Consider the following 15,618-nt stretch of genomic DNA (forward strand, 5'->3'; position numbering starts at 1 on the left):
GCTAATCTGACGGGTAGTCAGCTAGTGGGAGTCGCTGTGCTGGAGGCGGTGTCATGGCGGAGTGGCAGACCATCCCGGCGCTGATACGGGACGCGGCGCGACGCCACGGCGAGGCGACCGAGGCCGTCGTCGAGGGCCGCGCCCGGATCTCCTACGCCGAACTCGGCACCCGTATCGAACGCGCCGCCGCCGCGTGCATCGCCTCCGGCGTCGAGCGGGGCGACCGGGTCGCGATCTGGGCGCCCAACACCACCGACTGGATCGTGGCGGCCCTCGGCGCGGTCACCGCGGGCGGTGTCCTCGTCCCGGTCAACACCCGCTTCAAGGGCGCCGAGGCGGCGTACATCTGCCGGCGCACCCGGGCCACCCACCTGTTCATCACCGGCACCTTCCTGGGTGCCTCCTACGTGGCGTCGCTGCGCCGGGCGGCCGAGCGGGGGGCGGGCCAGGGGGTCCCGCTGCCCGGGCTGCCCTATCTGCGCGAGGTGATCGTCCTCGCCGGGGACGCACCCGACGACTTCCGCACCTGGAAGGACTTCCTGGCGGCGGGCGAGTCCGTGCCGCCCGACGCCGTACGCGACCGGGCCGACTCCGTCCGCCCCGGCGACCCCTCCGACATCACCTTCACGTCCGGCACCACGGGCGACCCCAAGGGCGTGGTGATCACCCACGCGCAGACCCTGCGGGTCTACGACACCTGGAGCGAGGTGACGGGGCTGACGCACGGCGACCGCTATCTCATCGTCAACCCGTTCTTCCACACCTTCGGCTACAAGGCGGGCATCATCGCCTGCCTGATGCGCGGCGCGACGATGGTGCCGCAGCCGGTCTTCGACGTGGACACCGCGCTCACCCGCATCGCCGCCGAACGCATCACCGTCCTGCCCGGCCCGCCCACCCTGCACCAGGCGATCCTCGACCACCCGGCGCGCGACGCCCACGACCTGTCCACGCTGCGCCTGGTGGTCACCGGCGCCGCCGTCGTCCCGCTGGAGCTGGTGGAACGGCTGCGCTCCGAACTGTGCGTCGCCACCGTGCTGACGGCGTACGGACTGACCGAGGCGTCCGGCACCGTCACCATGTGCCGCCGGGGCGATCCGCCGGAGGTCGTCGCCGCCACCTCCGGCCGCGTCATCCCGGACACCGAGATCAAGGTCGTGAGCCCCCTGGGCGGCCCGCGCCCGCCGGGCGCTCCCGGTGAGGTCTGGGTCCGCGGCCACCACGTGATGCGCGGCTACTTCGAGGACCCGGTCGCCACCGCCCGCGCCATCACCCCGGACGGCTGGCTGCGGACGGGCGACATCGGCGTCCTCGACGCGGACGGCAATCTGCGGATCACCGACCGGATCAAGGACATGTTCATCGTCGGCGGCTTCAACGCCTATCCCGCCGAGATCGAGCAACTCCTCGCCCGACACCCCGACATCGCCGACGTCGCCGTCGTCGGCGTCCCGGACGCCCGCCTCGGCGAGGTCGCCAAGGCCTACGCGGTCCGCCGCGCGTCCTCCGCGCTGACCGCCGACGAGCTGATCGCGTGGTCCCGCCGCGAAATGGCCAACTACAAGGTGCCGCGCCACGTGGAGTTCCTGCCCGAACTCCCGCGCAACGCGAGCGGCAAGGTGCTCAAGCACCGCCTGCGCGGACGCCGGGTGTGAAACGACGGCGTGGGGGCGAGCCGTCAGGGCTCGCCCCCACGCCGTGGGCTCAAGAACCGGTCGTCAGCGACCGGCCTCGCTCGTCTCGAAGGCCGGAGCCAGCGGCGCGGGGCTGTCCGGGAAATGGTCCTGGGTGATCAGAACCGCATTGTCCGGGTGGTTTTCGGCCATCGCCGGGGCCGCCGTGCCGGCGGCGAGGGCGGCGGTAAAGGCTATGGCGAGGAAAGCCTTCGTGGAGCGAGTCATGTCAGGTCCTCCGTGGCGAGCAAAAGGTGGTAATCGCTGGTTCATATCCCAGCCGGTGAGAAATGGTGCAATTGTTCGACGCTCTGTCTCAAAGCGATCGAAGATTGGCGTGACCAGAGGCATTGTCGACTCGCTGATGCGGGGACCGGATACGGTGGCTTCCCCTCCGTGCCGCCGTGACCGGTCCCCGCTCTCCCCGTATGTCCCCCGTGGGGTTGTGGTCGGGCTGCCTTACGCGCCGGCGCTGTCCGGATGGTTGTCCATGGTGGTCACCGGAGCCGGGCTGTCCGGGTGGTTGTCCGCCGTGACGGCCTTCTTGGTGGTGCTGTCCGGGTGGTTGTCCATGGCCAGCGGCGACGGGCTGTCCGGGTGGTTGTCGAGCGTGGTCAGCGTCGTCCCGTCCGGGTGGTTGTCGGTCGGAGTGACGGCACCGTCCGCTTGGGGCTCGAGCGGCCGGAAGGCATCAGACGTGGGCTTCTTGTCCTGGTTCAACAGGATCAACTCCATCGAGCTCGGTCTGGTGGGGTGCACAACGCCCGTCCGGCGACTCCCCCGTGGGTCGCCGGACGGGCACACAAGGCCGCTCACCCAAACGAGGCAAGGAGTGGCCTCTACACCGACCCGTCTGCCCCCCGCGGGGACGGATCGACAGCAATAAGACTGCCGGTCCGCGATAAACGATTGATGAACGTCCCGAACTAGGACTGTCACGCCACCGCAGCGGGATCCAACAGCCCGCGCACCTCGTCCGCGTGGGCGGTGTTGCCCAGTTGCTCGTAGACGGCCAGGGCGTCCTGCCAGCAGACCCGGGCCCGGTCCGTTTGGCCGATCATGTCGAGGGCCTGGCCCAGCACCTTGAGTACGGTGCCACGCCGGAACTCGCCCCCGACGAAGCGCAGGGCGAGTGCCTGCTCGGCGTGGAGGGCGGCTTCCTTCGGCCGGTGGGCGGACAAGTGGACCTCGGCGAGCCGGGCGTGCGTGGAGCCTTCCCAGAGGCGCTGCCGGTTCTCCCGGAACAGTTCGAGGGCGCCGGTCAGCTGATCCAGCGCCTCCGTGTAGCGCCCCGCCTGGTGGAGCGCGATGCCCAGGGCGAACTTGCCGTTCGCCACCCGCAGGGTGAGGCCCAGGCTGCTGTAGATCTCGATGCCCTGGGAGGCGAGGTCGATGGCGCTGTCGGTCAGACCCATCGCGGCATGCGCCCGGGAGACGTTGCACATCGCCCCGGCGATGCCGGGGAGGTTGTCATCGGCCTGGAAAGCCCTCAGCGCCTGCCGGAAGTGGTCTTCGGCTTCCTGGTAGCGGCTCTGGTACAGGGCGATGATGCCGCGGTCGTTCGGGGCTTCGCAGCCGGGAACGGGGTCGTCGCCGGCGAGGTCGATGGCGCGCCGTGCCTCCGCGTCGGCCTGGTCGAAGTTGCTGGTCATCCGGTACATGTGGGTCAGCATCATGCGGGCGCGGGCTTCCGCGTGCGTGTCCCGCGCGGCGAGAGCGGCGTCGCACACGGTCTGGGCGGCGACTTGGTACTGGTACGAGTTGGCGCCGGACTCGCCGACGTCCTTCGTGGTCAGCAGGAGGTCGGCCGCGCGCCGCACGGTGTCGCCGTCCGCGGACTGCCGGATGCACGCCAGCAGGCAATTGGATTCCGCGAAGAGCCAGTCGAGGGCCGCCTCCCGGTTCTGGAAGTCCAGCCCCGGGTACCGCGTCGGCTCCAGGTGGTCCACCAGCCGGTCCCCGGGGCGGGCCAGGGCGAAGACCCGGGCGGCGGAGGACAGGTAGAAGTCCAGCAGCCGGGACAGCGCGGCGTCGCGCTCGGCCGGCGGCATCTCGTCGCGCTCGGCGCACGCACGCGCGTAGAGCCGGACGAGGTCGTGGAAGCGGTAGCGGCCGGGGGAGGCGGATTCGAGCAGGGAGGTGTCGACCAGGCTCTCCAGCAGGTCTTCCGCGTCGTCGATGTCCATGTCCAGCACGGCCGCCGCCGCGGCGAGGGAGATGTCGGGGCCGTCGGCCAGGCCCAGCAGGCGGAAGGCGCGGGCCTGTTGCGGTTCGAGCTGGCCGTAGCCGAGTTCGAAGGTGGCCTTGACCGCGAGGTCGCCGGCGCGCAGTTCGTCCAGCCGCCGCCGCTCGTCGCCGAGCTTGCCGGCCAGGGCGGAGACGGTCCAGGTGCGGCGGGAGGCCAGGCGGGAGGCCGCGATGCGGATGGCCAGCGGCAGGAAGCCGCAGGCCGCCACGACGTCCATGGCGGCGTCCCGCTCGGAGGCGACCCGCTCCTCGCCGACGATGCGGGTGAACAGGACGAGCGCCTCGTCGGGGCTCATCACGTCGAGGTCCACCAGGTGGGCGCTCTCCAGGTCGACCATCCGGTGGCGGCTGGTGATGAGCGCCGCGCAGCCGGGGGTGCCGGGCAGCAGGGGCCGCACCTGGGCGGCGTCGCGGGCGTTGTCCAGCAGGGTCAGCACGCGGCGGCCGTCGAGGAGGGAGCGGAAGAGGGCGGCGCGCTCCTCGACGCCGTCGGGGATGGCGTTGTCGGCGGTGCCCAGGGCGCGCAGGAAGGAGCCGAGCACCGCGCCGGGATCGGCGACCAGGGGGCCGGAGCCCTGGAGGTCGACGTAGAGCTGGCCGTCCGGGAACTGGTGGCGCGCGGCGTGCGCGACGTGCACGGCCAGGGTGGTCTTGCCGACGCCGCCGATGCCCGCGACCGCTGACACGGCCATGACACGCCCTTCGGCGGTGGCGAGTTGGTCGCTCAGTTCCTTGATGAAGGGGGCCCGCCCGGTGAAGTCCGAGACCGTCGCTGGCAGCTGCGCGGGGCGTACGAAGCTCGTGCCGCCGCCGCTCGGCTCCTCGGAGGCGTGCGCGGCGACCGCCAGTTCGGCGTCGGCCTCCAGGATCTTCTGGTGCAGCGCGGACAGCTCGGGGCGCGGGTCGACGCCCAGCTCGTCGGCGAGCAGCCGCCGGGTGTCGGCGTAGACGGCCAGGGCCTCCGCCTGCCGCCCGCTGCGGTACAGCGCCAGCATCAGCAGCTCGCGCAGCCGCTCGCGCAGCGGGTACGAGGCGGTCAGCGCGGTCAGTTCGGAGACCGCCTCGGAGTGGTGGCCCAGCTCCAGGTCCAGGTCGAGACGGGTCTCGATCAGGGAGCGGTGCCACTCGTCGAGCCGGGTGCGCTGGGTCTCCGCGTAGGGGCCCGGCACTCCGGCCAGCGGTTCGCCGTCCCACAGGTCGAGCACCTTGTTGAACAGGTCGCGCGCCCGGACCCGGTCCCCGGAGTGCTGCGCCTTCTCCGCCTCGGCCGTCAGCTGCTCGGCCACGTCGGTGTCCAGGGAGCCCAGGCCGATCCGGATCGCGTAGCCGCCCGATTCGCTCACCAGGATCTCGGAGTCGGGCCCGAACGCCTTGCGCAGCCGCGAGGCGTACGTGCGCAGCGCGGCGATCGCCGCCTCCGGCGGCTCGGTGCCCCACAGGCCGTCGACCAGCTCGGGCGCGGTCGCGGTGCGCCCTCCGCGCAGCAGCAGCGCCGCGAGCAGGGCGCGCTGCTGCGGCGAACCGGTGCTGACCGCTTCATCGCCCCGCCAGGCCCGGACGGGGCCCAGCACGGTGAAGTACAAGTGCTGTCCCGGCACTCGCTCCCTTTCGCCGTCCATGGTCTCCCCCTCGCCTGTCCTTCCCCGTCGCACGGGTCAGTTTGCCTTGTCAACGCCTTCCGCGTCAGTAGGGCCCCCACGTCCTCCACAAGCCCGCCATCCTTCGTCTTCGGAGGGAGTGTCCGATTTCAGGTGGGGAGGGAACCCGATTCTGAGCCGGGCGGCGCGGAGTACCGCAGCATCACCGCGGAGTGTCCTGCCGACGGTCTGTCGTCGGGTTGGGGCGTTTCTGGCTCTCGATGTAGTCCTTGACCTGCTGGAGTGGTGCGCCGCCGCAAGACCCGGCGAAGTACGAACCGGACCAGAACCGGCCGTGCGTGACCATGGTGCGGTACTTGCGGTGGGAGGGGCACCCCATGGGCATAGGAGAGGCCGCGGGGAACGCGCCCGGAACCCGCAGAGAACCCCCACCTGATAACTGACACTCCGTCAGATCGGCGCTACCGTGAACGGCATGGAGAGCTTCCCGAAGATCATCTCGGTGGACGACCACACGGTTGAGCCCCCTCACGTCTGGCGGGACCGCCTCCCGTCGAAGTACCGCGACATCGGTCCGCGCATCGTCCGGGCGCCGCTGAAGGAGATGACCTTCGTCGGCGGCAAGTTCGCCCCGAAGATGGGCGCGCCCGGCGACGACGGGCCGATCGCCGACTGGTGGGTGTACGAGGATCTGCACCGGCCCCTCACACGGCTCGACACCGCCGCCGGCTGCGCCCGCGACGAGGTCCGGCTGGAGGCCATCACCTACGAGCAGATGCGGCCCGGGTCCTACGCGGTGCCGGATCGGCTCGCCGACATGGACGTCAACCACGTCCAGTCCGCGCTCTGCTTCCCGACCTTCCCCCGCTTCTGCGGGCAGACCTTCACCGAGGCGGGCGACCGCGAGCTGGGGCTGCTCGGGGTGCGCGCGTACAACGACTGGATGGTGGAGGAGTGGTGCGGCCCCGAGGCGCGGGGCCGTCTCATCCCGCTGATCATCATCCCGCTGTGGGACGCGGAGCTGGCCGCCGCCGAGGTGCGGCGCAACGCCGCGCGCGGGGTGCGCGCCGTCTGCTTCTCGGAGATACCGCCGAACCTCGGGCTCCCCTCGGTCCACACCGACGCCTGGGACCCCTTCTTCGCGGCGTGCGACGAGACCGGCACGGTCATCGCCATGCACATCGGCTCGTCGTCCCGTATGCCCTCGACCTCGGCCGACGCGCCCCCGGCGGTGGGCTCCACCATCACCTTCGCCAACTGCTGCTTCTCGATGGTCGACTGGCTGATGAGCGGCACGTTCGAGCGCTTCCCCCACCTCAAGATCATGTACGCGGAGGGCCAGATCGGCTGGATCCCCTACATCCTGGAGCGCGCGGACGTGGTCTGGGAGGAGAACCGCGGCTGGGGCGGTGTCGCCGACAAGGTGCTGCGGCCGCCGTCCGAGCTGTTCGCCGAGCACGTCTTCGGCTGCTTCTTCGACGACGCCTTCGGGCTGCGGAACCTCGACGCGATCGGGGTGGGCAACGTCCTGTACGAGACGGACTATCCGCACTCCGACTCGACCTGGCCGAAGTCCCGGGAGGTCGGCGAGGCGCAGATGGGGCACTTGGCGCCGGACGTGGTGGAGCGGATCGTCCGCGGCAACGCGATCGAGCTGCTGGGTCTGACCGCGGACGGGCTCTGGCCCGGACCGGGGGCGTGAGACCGCCGTAGCCCCGGGCGGGCCGGTTCACTCAGGAACAAGGAAGTGTCCACTGCCGGTCAATGACACCCCGCGGGCCCTGCGACAGGCTGGGGACCTGGCGCGCCCACCGCCGCTGGCCGCTAGCGGGGCGGGGGCGCGGGTGCCGCGGGTGCCGCGGGTGCCGGACGCGACGGGGGAGCGTCCGGCACGCGGGCCCTCAGCTCCAGCTGCCGGTAGTCGCTCGGCGGTATGCCGTACGCGGCGCGGAAGGTGCGGCTGAAGACCGCGGGGTGGGCGAAGCCCCGGCGTGCGGCGAGCTGGTGCAGCGGGACGGCGGACAGGCCGGGGTCGGCGAGGTCCCGCCGTACGCGGTCCAGGCGCTGCTGCCGGATCCACCCGGAGACGGTGGTGTCCTGGGCGCGGAAGAGCCGGTGCAGATAGCTGACGGAGATGTGGTGCGCGGCGGCGACGGCGGCCGGGGTCAGCTCGGGGTCGTGCAGGTTGCGCCGGATGAAGTTCTGCACGCGCAGGGTCAGGGTGTGCCGGTGCGTCTCGGGCGGCAGGGCGTCCTCGGCTTCCACGGCGTGGGCGAGCAGGGAGGCCGCGAGGTCGATCAGCACGGTCCCCAGGCGCGGCCCGTCGGAGGGGCGGTACGTGCCGTTGTCCGAGGCCAGCCGGGTGAGGAACCCCGCCAGCAGGGCGCCGATCCCCTCGTGCCCCGGGATGGGCCGGGCGAGCAGCGGGTCGATCCGGTCGTAGGGGAGGGGGATCAGCGCCTTCGGGATCTCCAGGCCGACGCCGATCGGGGAGTCGCCGTACGCCACGCAGTCATAGGGCCGTGAGGTGTCGACGACGTACAGCCCGTCGTGGCCGTACGCGGTCTCCCGGCGGCCCTGGGAGACCTGGAGGTTGCCCTGCTGGAGGAAGGAGAAGTGGTACAGCTCGGGGTCGGACTGCCGGATCAGCTTCGGCGTCCGCCGGAAGCGCATCGGGCGGAACTTCGTGGGCCACACGTGGGCGGCGCCGAGTTCGAGGACGCGCGCCTCGCCCGCGAAGTCACCGGTGTGCTCGCTGCTCATCTCCATGGGGGCGATGAGGCGCGTCATCTGCTCGCGCCAGTAGTCGAACCGGTCTGCCACGGGAATGTCGTCGCACCGGAACACCGTCTCGATCATCACGTGTCCTCATGTTTGTCCTCGTACGGGAAGGACGGCCGCCGCTTCGAGGCCCACATCGCCCGTACGCTAACACCGGGCCTTGCCTGATGGTCCGTCAGATACGACGATGGCGGTCCCATCGCGGTCCACCGACGAGGAGGCCCGGCATGCGCGTCCTGCCCCGGGGCCGGTTGAGCTACGGCATGCAGCTGCCGATCCAGTCACAGAGCACCCTCTACGCCGAACCGTGGGAGGCGGCCGCGGGTCCCGGCGACCTCGTGGCCATCGCCCGCGCCGCCGACCGGTCCGGCTTCGCCTACGTCGCCGTCTGCGACCACGTGGCGATCCCGCGGCGGCTGGCCGACGCGATGGGCACCGTCTGGTACGACCCGGTCGCCACCCTCGGCTTCCTGGCCGCGGCCACCGAGCGGGTGCGGCTGCTCAGCCACGTCGCCGTCGCCGCGCTCCGGCACCCCCTGCTCACCGCCAAGCAGTACGCGACGCTCGACCACCTCTCCGGCGGGCGGCTGATCCTCGGGGTCGGCGCCGGGCACGTGCGCGAGGAGTTCGACGCGCTCGGCGTCGACTTCGACGCGCGCGGGCCGCTGCTGGACGAGACGGTCGACGCGCTGAAGGCGGCGCTGGGGCCGGAGGAGTTCGCCGACTTCCGCGGTGAGCGCTTCGCGTTCAGCGGTCTCGGCCAGGCGCCGCGCCCCGCCCAGACGCCGCGCCCACCGCTGTGGGTGGGCGGCTCCTCGCCCGCCGCGCTGCGCCGGGCCGCCGTCCGCGGCGACGGCTGGCTGCCGCAGGGCGACCCCCGGGACCGGCTCCCCGCGCAGATCGCCCGGCTGCGCGCGCTGCGCGAGGCGGCGGGCATCGAGGAGCCCGCCGAGATCGGTGCCATCGCCGAGCCGCTGTACGTGGGCGACCCGCCCTGGCGCGTGGGGCGGCGGGCGCTCACCGGGAAGCCGGAGCAGCTGGCCGAGTCCCTGCGCGCGTACGCGGCCCTGGGCGTGGACCAGATCCAGGTGCGGTTCCGCAGCCGGAGCCGCACCGAACTGACCGATCAGATGGCGGCCTTCGCGGCCGACGTCGCCCCGCACCTGAACGCCTGAGGAGGCCATCATGGGCAAGCTGGACGGACGCGTCGTGCTCGTCACGGGCGCGGCGCGCGGGCAGGGCGAGCAGGAGGCGCGGCTGTTCGTCGCCGAGGGCGCGAAGGTGGTGCTCGCGGACGTCCTGGACGACCAGGGCGCTGCCGTCGCCGAGGAGCTGGGCGCGGAGTCCGCCGCCTACGTCCACCTCGACGTGAGCCGCGAGGACGACTGGGCGGCCGCCGTGGCGTTCTCGAAGGAGGCCTTCGGCGCGGTGGACGGGCTGGTCAACAACGCGGGCATCCTCCGCTTCAACGAGCTGACCAGCACCCCGCTGGAGGAGTACCTGTCCGTGGTCCAGGTCAACCAGGTCGGCGCGTTCCTCGGCATGCGCGCGGTCGCGCCCGAGCTGGCGGCGGCGGGCGGCGGCACGATCGTCAACACCGCCTCGTACGTGGCGCTCTCCGGCATGGCCCTGCTGACCTCGTACGCCGCCACCAAGGCGGCCATCGTCGGGATGACCCGGGTGGCGGCGATGGAGCTGGCGGCCAAGGGGATCCGGGTCAACGCGATGTGTCCCGGCGCGGTCGACACCCCCATGAGCAACCCCGCCCGGCTCGACCCGGCGGCCGACACGGCGAACGCGGAGGAGGCTGCCGAGGCGTCGGAGGCGGTGAACGGCCTCTACCGCAAGCTGGTCCCGATGGGCCGCATCGGCCGCCCCGAGGAGGTCGCCCGGCTGGCGCTGTTCCTCACCTCCGACGACTCCTCGTACATCACCGGGCAGCCGGTCGTCGTCGACGGCGGCTGGCTGAGCGGGGTCTCGGTCTTCTGAAGCCTGGGCCTTGACGGTCCACCCTCCCGGTGCCATGGTCGGACTCAAATCTGACGGTACGTCAGATTGTTGAACTGGAGGCGGTGACCCCCTTGGAATTCGGACTGTTCGTACAGGGATACGTGCCGGAGCGCCGACGCCGCGCCGACCCCGAGGCCGAGCACCACGCCCTCATCGAGGAGACCGAGTACGTCATCCAGGCCGACCGGTCCGGCTTCAAATACGCCTGGGCTTCCGAGCACCACTTCCTGGAGGAGTACTCCCACCTCTCCGCGAACGACGTCTTCCTCGGCTATCTCGCCCACGCCACCGAGCGCATCCACCTCGGATCCGGCATCTTCAACCCCCTCCCGCAGGTCAACCACCCTGTCAAGGTGGCCGAGAAGGTGGCGATGCTCGACCACCTCTCGGGCGGCCGGTTCGAGTTCGGCTCGGGGCGCGGGGCGGGCAGCCACGAGATCCTGGGGTTCATCCCGGGCGTCACCGACATGAACCACACCAAGGAGATCTGGGAAGAGACCATCGGCGAGTTCGCCAAGATGTGGCTCCAGGACGAGTACCCGGGCTTCCAGGGCGAGCACTGGTCGCTCCCGCCCCGCAAGGTGCTGCCCAAGCCGTACGGCACCGGCCACCCGGCCATGTGGTACGCGGCGGGGTCCCCGTCCTCGTACGCGATGGCGGGCCGCAAGGGCCTCGGCGTCCTCGGCTTCTCCATCCAGAAGGTGTCCGACATGGAGTGGGTCCTCGACTCCTACAAGAACGCCGTCAAGGACGCCGACCCGGTCGGCGGCTTCGTCAACGACAACGTCATGGTGACTTCGACCGCGATCTGTGCCGAGACCCACGCCAAGGCGGTCGAGATCGCGCTCGGCGGCGGCCTCAACTACCTCCAGTCGCTGCTGTTCCGCTACCACGACACCTTCCCCCGCCCGGACGGCATCCCGGAGTGGCCCGAACTCCTCCCCGACTACACCGAGGAGATCATCGAGCTGCTCATCGCCGAGGAGCTGATGATCTGCGGCGACCCGGACGAGGTGTTCCGGCAGTGCAAGCGGTGGGAACAGGCCGGGGCCGACCAGCTCTCCTTCGGGCTGCCGATCGGCATCGGCTACGAGGACACCATGAACACCATCAAGCTCATCGGCGAGCACGTCATCCCGAAGATCGACACCGACCCGGTGCACCGCACGACCCGATTCCGTCGGACAGCGAACGGATGGCAGCTGACAGCAAGCGAATGACGGCTGGCAGCAAGCGGATGACGGCTGACAGATATCAACTTCTGTCAGACAGATAACGGCAGGCGTCAGAAGGGACCCCACCCGTGCTCGACCACCTCATCAAGGGCGCGACCGTCGTGGACGGCACGGGCGCGCCCTCCTACGTCGCCGACGTCGGCCTGCGCGACGGACGGATCGCCGCCGTGACCGAGCCTGGCTCCCTGGGCGAGCGGGCCCGTTCCACCGAGGACGCCACCGGGCTCGTCCTCGGCCCCGGCTTCGTCGACCCGCACACCCACTACGACGCCCAGCTGTTCTGGGACCCGTACGCCACCCCCTCCATGAACCACGGCGTCACCACCGTCGCGGGCGGCAACTGCGGCTTCACCCTCGCCCCGCTCAACCCCGAGCGCCCCGGCGACGCCGACTACACCCGGCGGATGATGAGCCGGGTCGAGGGCATGTCGCTGGTCGCCCTGGAGGAGGGAGCGCCCTGGAACTGGCACAGCTTCGGCGAATACCTCGACGCCCTGGAGGGGCGGATCGCCGTCAATGCGGGCTTCATGGTGGGGCACTGCGCACTGCGCCGCCACGTCATGGGCCCCGACGCGATCGGCGGACAGCCCACCCCCGACCAGCTGGACCAGATGCTGCGGCTCCTCCACGAGGCCATGGACGCGGGCGCCTGGGGGCTGTCCACCACCCAGTCCTCCACCCACGCCGACGGCGACGGGCAGCCCGTCGCCTCCCGCCACGCGCGGCCCGACGAACTCCTCGCCCTGTCCCGGGCCGTCGGCGACCACGAGGGCACCCAGATCGAGGCCATCGTGGCGGGCTGCCTCGACCGGTTCGCGGACGAGGAGATCGACCTGCTGGTGGAGATGAGCGCCGCCGCCGGACGCCCCCTCAACTGGAACGTCCTCACCATCGACGCCGCCGTCCCCGAGCGCGTCCCGCGCCAGCTCCAGGCGAGCGAGCGCGCCCGCAAGGCGGGCGGCCGCATCGTCGCCCTCACCATGCCCATCCTCACCCCCATGAACATGTCGCTCGGCACGTTCTGCGCGCTCAACCTCATCCCCGGCTGGGGCGACATCCTCGGCCTGCCCATCCCCGAGCGCATTGCGAAACTCCGCGACCCGGGCGTACGCGAGGAGATGCTGCGCCGCGCGAAGAGCCCCGAGGCCGGGGTCTTCCGGCGGCTCGCCGACTTCGAGCGGTACGTCATCGGCGACACGTACAGCGACACCAACGCCGGACTCACCGGCCGCGTCGTCCGCGACATCGCCGCCGAGCGCGGCCAGGACGCCTTCCACACCCTGGTGGAGATCTGCGCCGCCGACGGGATGCGCACCGTCCTGTGGCCGATGCCGACCGACAACGACCCGGCCAGCTGGGAGCTGCGGCGGCAGACCTGGGAGCACGAGGACGTCATGCTCGGCGGCTCCGACGCGGGCGCCCACCTGGACCGCATGTGCGGCGCCCCGTACACCACGCGCTTCATCGGCGACTGCCTGCGCGGCCGCAAGCTGGTCCCGCTGGAGCGCGCCGTCCGCATGCTCACCGACGACCCGGCCCGGCTGCTCGGACTGCGCGGCCGCGGCCGCGTCGCCGAGGGCTACCACGCCGACCTCGTCCTCTTCGACCCCGACCGCATCGACGCGGGCCGGGCCCGCCTCGTCCACGACCTCCCCGGCGACAGCCCCCGCCTGGACTCCCGGGCGACGGGCATGGTGAGCGTCCGCGTCGGCGGCGTCGAAACCATCCGCGACGACGAGGTCACCGGCGCGATCCCGGGCACGGTGCTGCGCTCGGGCCGGGACACGTTCAGCGTGTCGACGCGGGGCTGAGCCGGTGCGGCGCGCCGCGCTGGTCACGGGCGCCTCGCGCGGCATCGGACTGGCGGTGGCGAAGGCGCTGGCGGCGGACGGGGTGGCGGTGTGCGTGACGGCCCGCGACCCCGCGGCCCTGTCCTCCGCCGTACGCGAGCTGGGCCCGCATGCCCTCGCCTGCCCGGGCGACGTGGCGGACGCGTCGCACCTCGAGGAGGCCGTGGCGCGTACGGTCGCCGCCTTCGGCCGCCTCGACATCCTCGTGAACAACGCCGCCACGAACGCCCCGCTCGGCCCCCTGATCGACGCCGACCCGCTCGCCTGGCGCAGGGCCTTCACCCTCAACGTGGAGGCCCCGCTGCGCCTGACCCAGGCCGCCTGGCGCGCCTGGATGCGCGACCACGGCGGCGCGGTCGTCAACATCTGCACCGAGGGCACCCACGGCGTGGGCCCCGGCGTCGGCGCCTACGGCGCCAGCAAGGCCGCCCTCCTCCGCCTCACCCGCCAGCTCGCCGCCGAACTGGCCCCGGGCGTCCGCGTCAACGCGGTCTCCCCGGGCCTCATCCGCACCGAGATGGCCCGCTTCGTCTGGGAACCCGACGAGCCCTCGATCGCCGCCACCCTCCCCCTGGCCCGCATCGGCGAACCGGAGGACGTGGCCCGCGCCGTCCGCTGGCTGGTCTCCGACGAGGCGTCCTGGATCACCGGCACCGACCTGGTGGTCGACGGCGGCCGCCGCGTCCGCGCGGCATTCCGCGGAGGAACGCGTGCCCCGTGATGGTCTCATTGGGCTAATCAGATGGTTCATCACATAAAAGGCGGAAAGGGGGTGGAAAGGAGTTCACGACACATAACGCTTTCCGGGAGATTTCCCGGTTCACGTCCGAAGGAGTACTGCATGCGTCCTCACAGCAGGGCCGCATCGCCGCGGGTGCGATGCTCATGGCGGCCCACACGGCTGGCGCTCGGCGGCCTCACCACCTTGACCGCCGTCTCGCTGGCAGGCGTCCTGGGTGCCCTGCCCGCCGCGGCGCAAGGCCTCGGAGCGGAAGCGCTGCCTGCTCCGACCGTCATGTCCACGGACCGGGCCTTCTCCTTGGACCCCATGGACCCCGACCCCGTCGTTGACCCCGCTGCTGACCCCGGGAGGCCCGGTAAGCCGAAGCCGCCGCGGCCGGGAGCCAACGGGTGCTTCGACATCGACACCGTTCGTCAGGAAGCGGCCGGCGGCGGGGCCTTTTACGCGGCCGTCAGTTTCGGGATCCCGTATGTCGGAGACGAGTCCGGCCCGGGCGGGGACATCGACTGGGACGACCTCTCCGACGAGAGCGGAGCGGTGCCCGTGGGTGCATGCGGCATCTCCATTGACGTCGGCCCCGGCGGCGGTGGCACCACCAGTGACATTTTCATCGACGTCATCACCACGTCGGGGACCGTGCACGGCATCACCTGCGACCGCACGGGCTCGGTGATCACGTCCTGCGGCACCTGGGTCCAGCGCGCGACCCCGACGCCCGGGGACACCCTGACGCCGTAAGTCGCGCTCGCACTCCCGACATCAGTGACGCGGGGCAGCCGGTCCGGCTGCCCCGCGTCGTGCCGGTGGACGGCGGCCGGGCTACCAGATGATGGCGTCCTCGAACGTCTGCTGCCAGTACGTGACCTTGAGGGAGTCGTCGATGTAGACGCCCTTGGCGGGCAGCGACGGGTGGGCGGCCGACGGGACGTCCTCGTCGGCGGTGCGGCCCTGGAACCAGACGGTGAGCGACTTCTCGGTGTGGCCGTTCGAGCCGCTGCCGTCGGTGGCCGACAGGTTCACGGAGGCGTAGCCGGACGCGCCCGGAGCGAGCGTGACGACGGCCTGCGGCTTCGAGGCCTCGATGACCGGCGGCACCGACTGGGCCTCGCCGAACTGGACGGCCGGGTAGTGGTACAGGTTGCAGGGGACGCTGCCGGTGTTGGTGACCGTCAGCAGCATGTGGTTCAGCGGGCGGCTCAGGGGAGCCGCGACCGTCTTGGTGTTGGAACCCTGGCAGGTGACGGCGGCCTTGGCCTTCGCCGCCCCCGCGGCCCGAGCGCCCTCGGCGTGGGCGCTCGCCCCGTTGCTGTACGCGGTCAGCGAGAGAGCGGCGACCGCGACGGTCGCCGCGGCGGTCAGGAGACGGGTGCGCGGGTTCCGGTTGTGCGACATGTGGGGGAGTCCTCTCGGTGGTGCGGTCGGTGTGGTGCTTGGATGACCGGAGCTTGTGGGGTGAGCCGTCCCAACCGCCAGGAATACCGG

General features: G+C 71.7%; 14 protein-coding genes. 8 read left to right on the top strand and 6 right to left on the bottom strand.

Annotated elements, in window-relative coordinates:
- The first annotated feature begins 53 nt into the window (after positions 1-53).
- Complete coding sequence (locus LCH29_RS00970) at positions 54-1,655, top strand: FadD3 family acyl-CoA ligase (protein ID WP_446459727.1); 1,602 nt, start codon at positions 54-56, stop codon at positions 1,653-1,655.
- 63 nt (positions 1,656-1,718) lie between these two features.
- Here the strand turns inward: LCH29_RS00970 and LCH29_RS00975 are convergent, their stop codons facing one another.
- The 4 genes from LCH29_RS00975 to LCH29_RS00990 form a co-directional block, all read right to left on the bottom strand.
- A complete protein-coding gene (locus LCH29_RS00975; RefSeq protein ID WP_446459728.1) occupies positions 1,719-1,901 on the bottom strand; it encodes a hypothetical protein in 183 nt (60 codons plus the stop codon).
- Positions 1,902-2,132: 231 nt separating this feature from the next.
- Entirely contained in the window at positions 2,133-2,408 is a 276-nt protein-coding gene (locus tag LCH29_RS00980; protein ID WP_446459729.1) for a hypothetical protein, read from the bottom strand.
- A gap of 200 nt (positions 2,409-2,608) precedes the next feature.
- Positions 2,609-5,539: an AfsR/SARP family transcriptional regulator gene (locus tag LCH29_RS00985; protein ID WP_446459730.1), complete on the bottom strand. Its 2,931-nt coding sequence runs from the start codon at positions 5,537-5,539 to the stop codon at positions 2,609-2,611.
- A gap of 181 nt (positions 5,540-5,720) precedes the next feature.
- Positions 5,721-5,903, bottom strand: coding sequence for a transposase (locus LCH29_RS00990; RefSeq protein WP_446459731.1), 183 nt, complete (start codon positions 5,901-5,903; stop codon positions 5,721-5,723).
- Between the two features lie 90 nt (positions 5,904-5,993).
- Here LCH29_RS00990 and LCH29_RS00995 point away from each other — a divergent pair, with 90 nt between their 5' ends.
- On the top strand, positions 5,994-7,220 hold the full coding sequence (locus LCH29_RS00995) for an amidohydrolase family protein (protein ID WP_446459732.1): 1,227 nt from the start codon (positions 5,994-5,996) through the stop codon (positions 7,218-7,220).
- A 122-nt stretch (positions 7,221-7,342) separates the two neighbouring features.
- Here the strand turns inward: LCH29_RS00995 and LCH29_RS01000 are convergent, their stop codons facing one another.
- A complete protein-coding gene (locus tag LCH29_RS01000; RefSeq protein ID WP_446459733.1) occupies positions 7,343-8,377 on the bottom strand; it encodes an AraC family transcriptional regulator in 1,035 nt (344 codons plus the stop codon).
- Positions 8,378-8,526: 149 nt separating this feature from the next.
- Here LCH29_RS01000 and LCH29_RS01005 point away from each other — a divergent pair, with 149 nt between their 5' ends.
- The 6 genes from LCH29_RS01005 to LCH29_RS01030 all read left to right on the top strand — a co-directional run bounded on the left by LCH29_RS01005 (position 8,527) and on the right by LCH29_RS01030 (position 14,874).
- Positions 8,527-9,474, top strand: coding sequence for an LLM class F420-dependent oxidoreductase (locus tag LCH29_RS01005; protein WP_446459734.1), 948 nt, complete (start codon positions 8,527-8,529; stop codon positions 9,472-9,474).
- A 10-nt stretch (positions 9,475-9,484) separates the two neighbouring features.
- Positions 9,485-10,288, top strand: a complete 804-nt coding sequence (locus LCH29_RS01010; RefSeq protein WP_446459735.1) for an SDR family NAD(P)-dependent oxidoreductase — start codon at positions 9,485-9,487, stop codon at positions 10,286-10,288.
- 92 nt (positions 10,289-10,380) lie between these two features.
- Positions 10,381-11,529 (top strand): LLM class flavin-dependent oxidoreductase, encoded by a 1,149-nt coding sequence (locus tag LCH29_RS01015; RefSeq protein WP_446459889.1) that lies wholly within the window; start codon positions 10,381-10,383, stop codon positions 11,527-11,529.
- Between the two features lie 83 nt (positions 11,530-11,612).
- Complete coding sequence (locus LCH29_RS01020; protein WP_446459736.1) at positions 11,613-13,355, top strand: N-acyl-D-amino-acid deacylase family protein; 1,743 nt, start codon at positions 11,613-11,615, stop codon at positions 13,353-13,355.
- Positions 13,356-13,359: 4 nt separating this feature from the next.
- Entirely contained in the window at positions 13,360-14,115 is a 756-nt protein-coding gene (locus LCH29_RS01025) for an SDR family oxidoreductase (RefSeq protein WP_446459737.1), read from the top strand.
- A gap of 204 nt (positions 14,116-14,319) precedes the next feature.
- Entirely contained in the window at positions 14,320-14,874 is a 555-nt protein-coding gene (locus LCH29_RS01030) for a hypothetical protein (RefSeq protein WP_446459738.1), read from the top strand.
- Between the two features lie 81 nt (positions 14,875-14,955).
- Here LCH29_RS01030 and LCH29_RS01035 read toward each other — a convergent pair whose 3' ends face one another.
- Positions 14,956-15,528 (bottom strand): DUF4232 domain-containing protein, encoded by a 573-nt coding sequence (locus LCH29_RS01035; protein ID WP_446459739.1) that lies wholly within the window; start codon positions 15,526-15,528, stop codon positions 14,956-14,958.
- Positions 15,529-15,618 lie beyond the last annotated feature (90 nt).

The sequence above is a fragment of the Streptomyces sp. BRA346 genome, assembly GCF_052851135.1.

What these genes read in the sequence shown, in the direction of transcription:
- LCH29_RS00980 (WP_446459729.1), bottom strand. Translation starts at nt 2,408, where the DNA reads ATGGAGTTGATCCTGTTGAACCAGGACAAGAAGCCCACGTCTGATGCC.
- LCH29_RS00985 (WP_446459730.1), bottom strand. Translation starts at nt 5,539, where the DNA reads ATGGACGGCGAAAGGGAGCGAGTGCCGGGACAGCACTTGTACTTCACC.
- LCH29_RS00975 (WP_446459728.1), bottom strand. Translation starts at nt 1,901, where the DNA reads ATGACTCGCTCCACGAAGGCTTTCCTCGCCATAGCCTTTACCGCCGCC.
- LCH29_RS00995 (WP_446459732.1), top strand. Translation starts at nt 5,994, where the DNA reads ATGGAGAGCTTCCCGAAGATCATCTCGGTGGACGACCACACGGTTGAG.
- LCH29_RS01010 (WP_446459735.1), top strand. Translation starts at nt 9,485, where the DNA reads ATGGGCAAGCTGGACGGACGCGTCGTGCTCGTCACGGGCGCGGCGCGC.
- LCH29_RS00990 (WP_446459731.1), bottom strand. Translation starts at nt 5,903, where the DNA reads ATGCCCATGGGGTGCCCCTCCCACCGCAAGTACCGCACCATGGTCACG.
- LCH29_RS01035 (WP_446459739.1), bottom strand. Translation starts at nt 15,528, where the DNA reads ATGTCGCACAACCGGAACCCGCGCACCCGTCTCCTGACCGCCGCGGCG.
- LCH29_RS01005 (WP_446459734.1), top strand. Translation starts at nt 8,527, where the DNA reads ATGCGCGTCCTGCCCCGGGGCCGGTTGAGCTACGGCATGCAGCTGCCG.
- LCH29_RS00970 (WP_446459727.1), top strand. Translation starts at nt 54, where the DNA reads ATGGCGGAGTGGCAGACCATCCCGGCGCTGATACGGGACGCGGCGCGA.
- LCH29_RS01000 (WP_446459733.1), bottom strand. Translation starts at nt 8,377, where the DNA reads ATGATCGAGACGGTGTTCCGGTGCGACGACATTCCCGTGGCAGACCGG.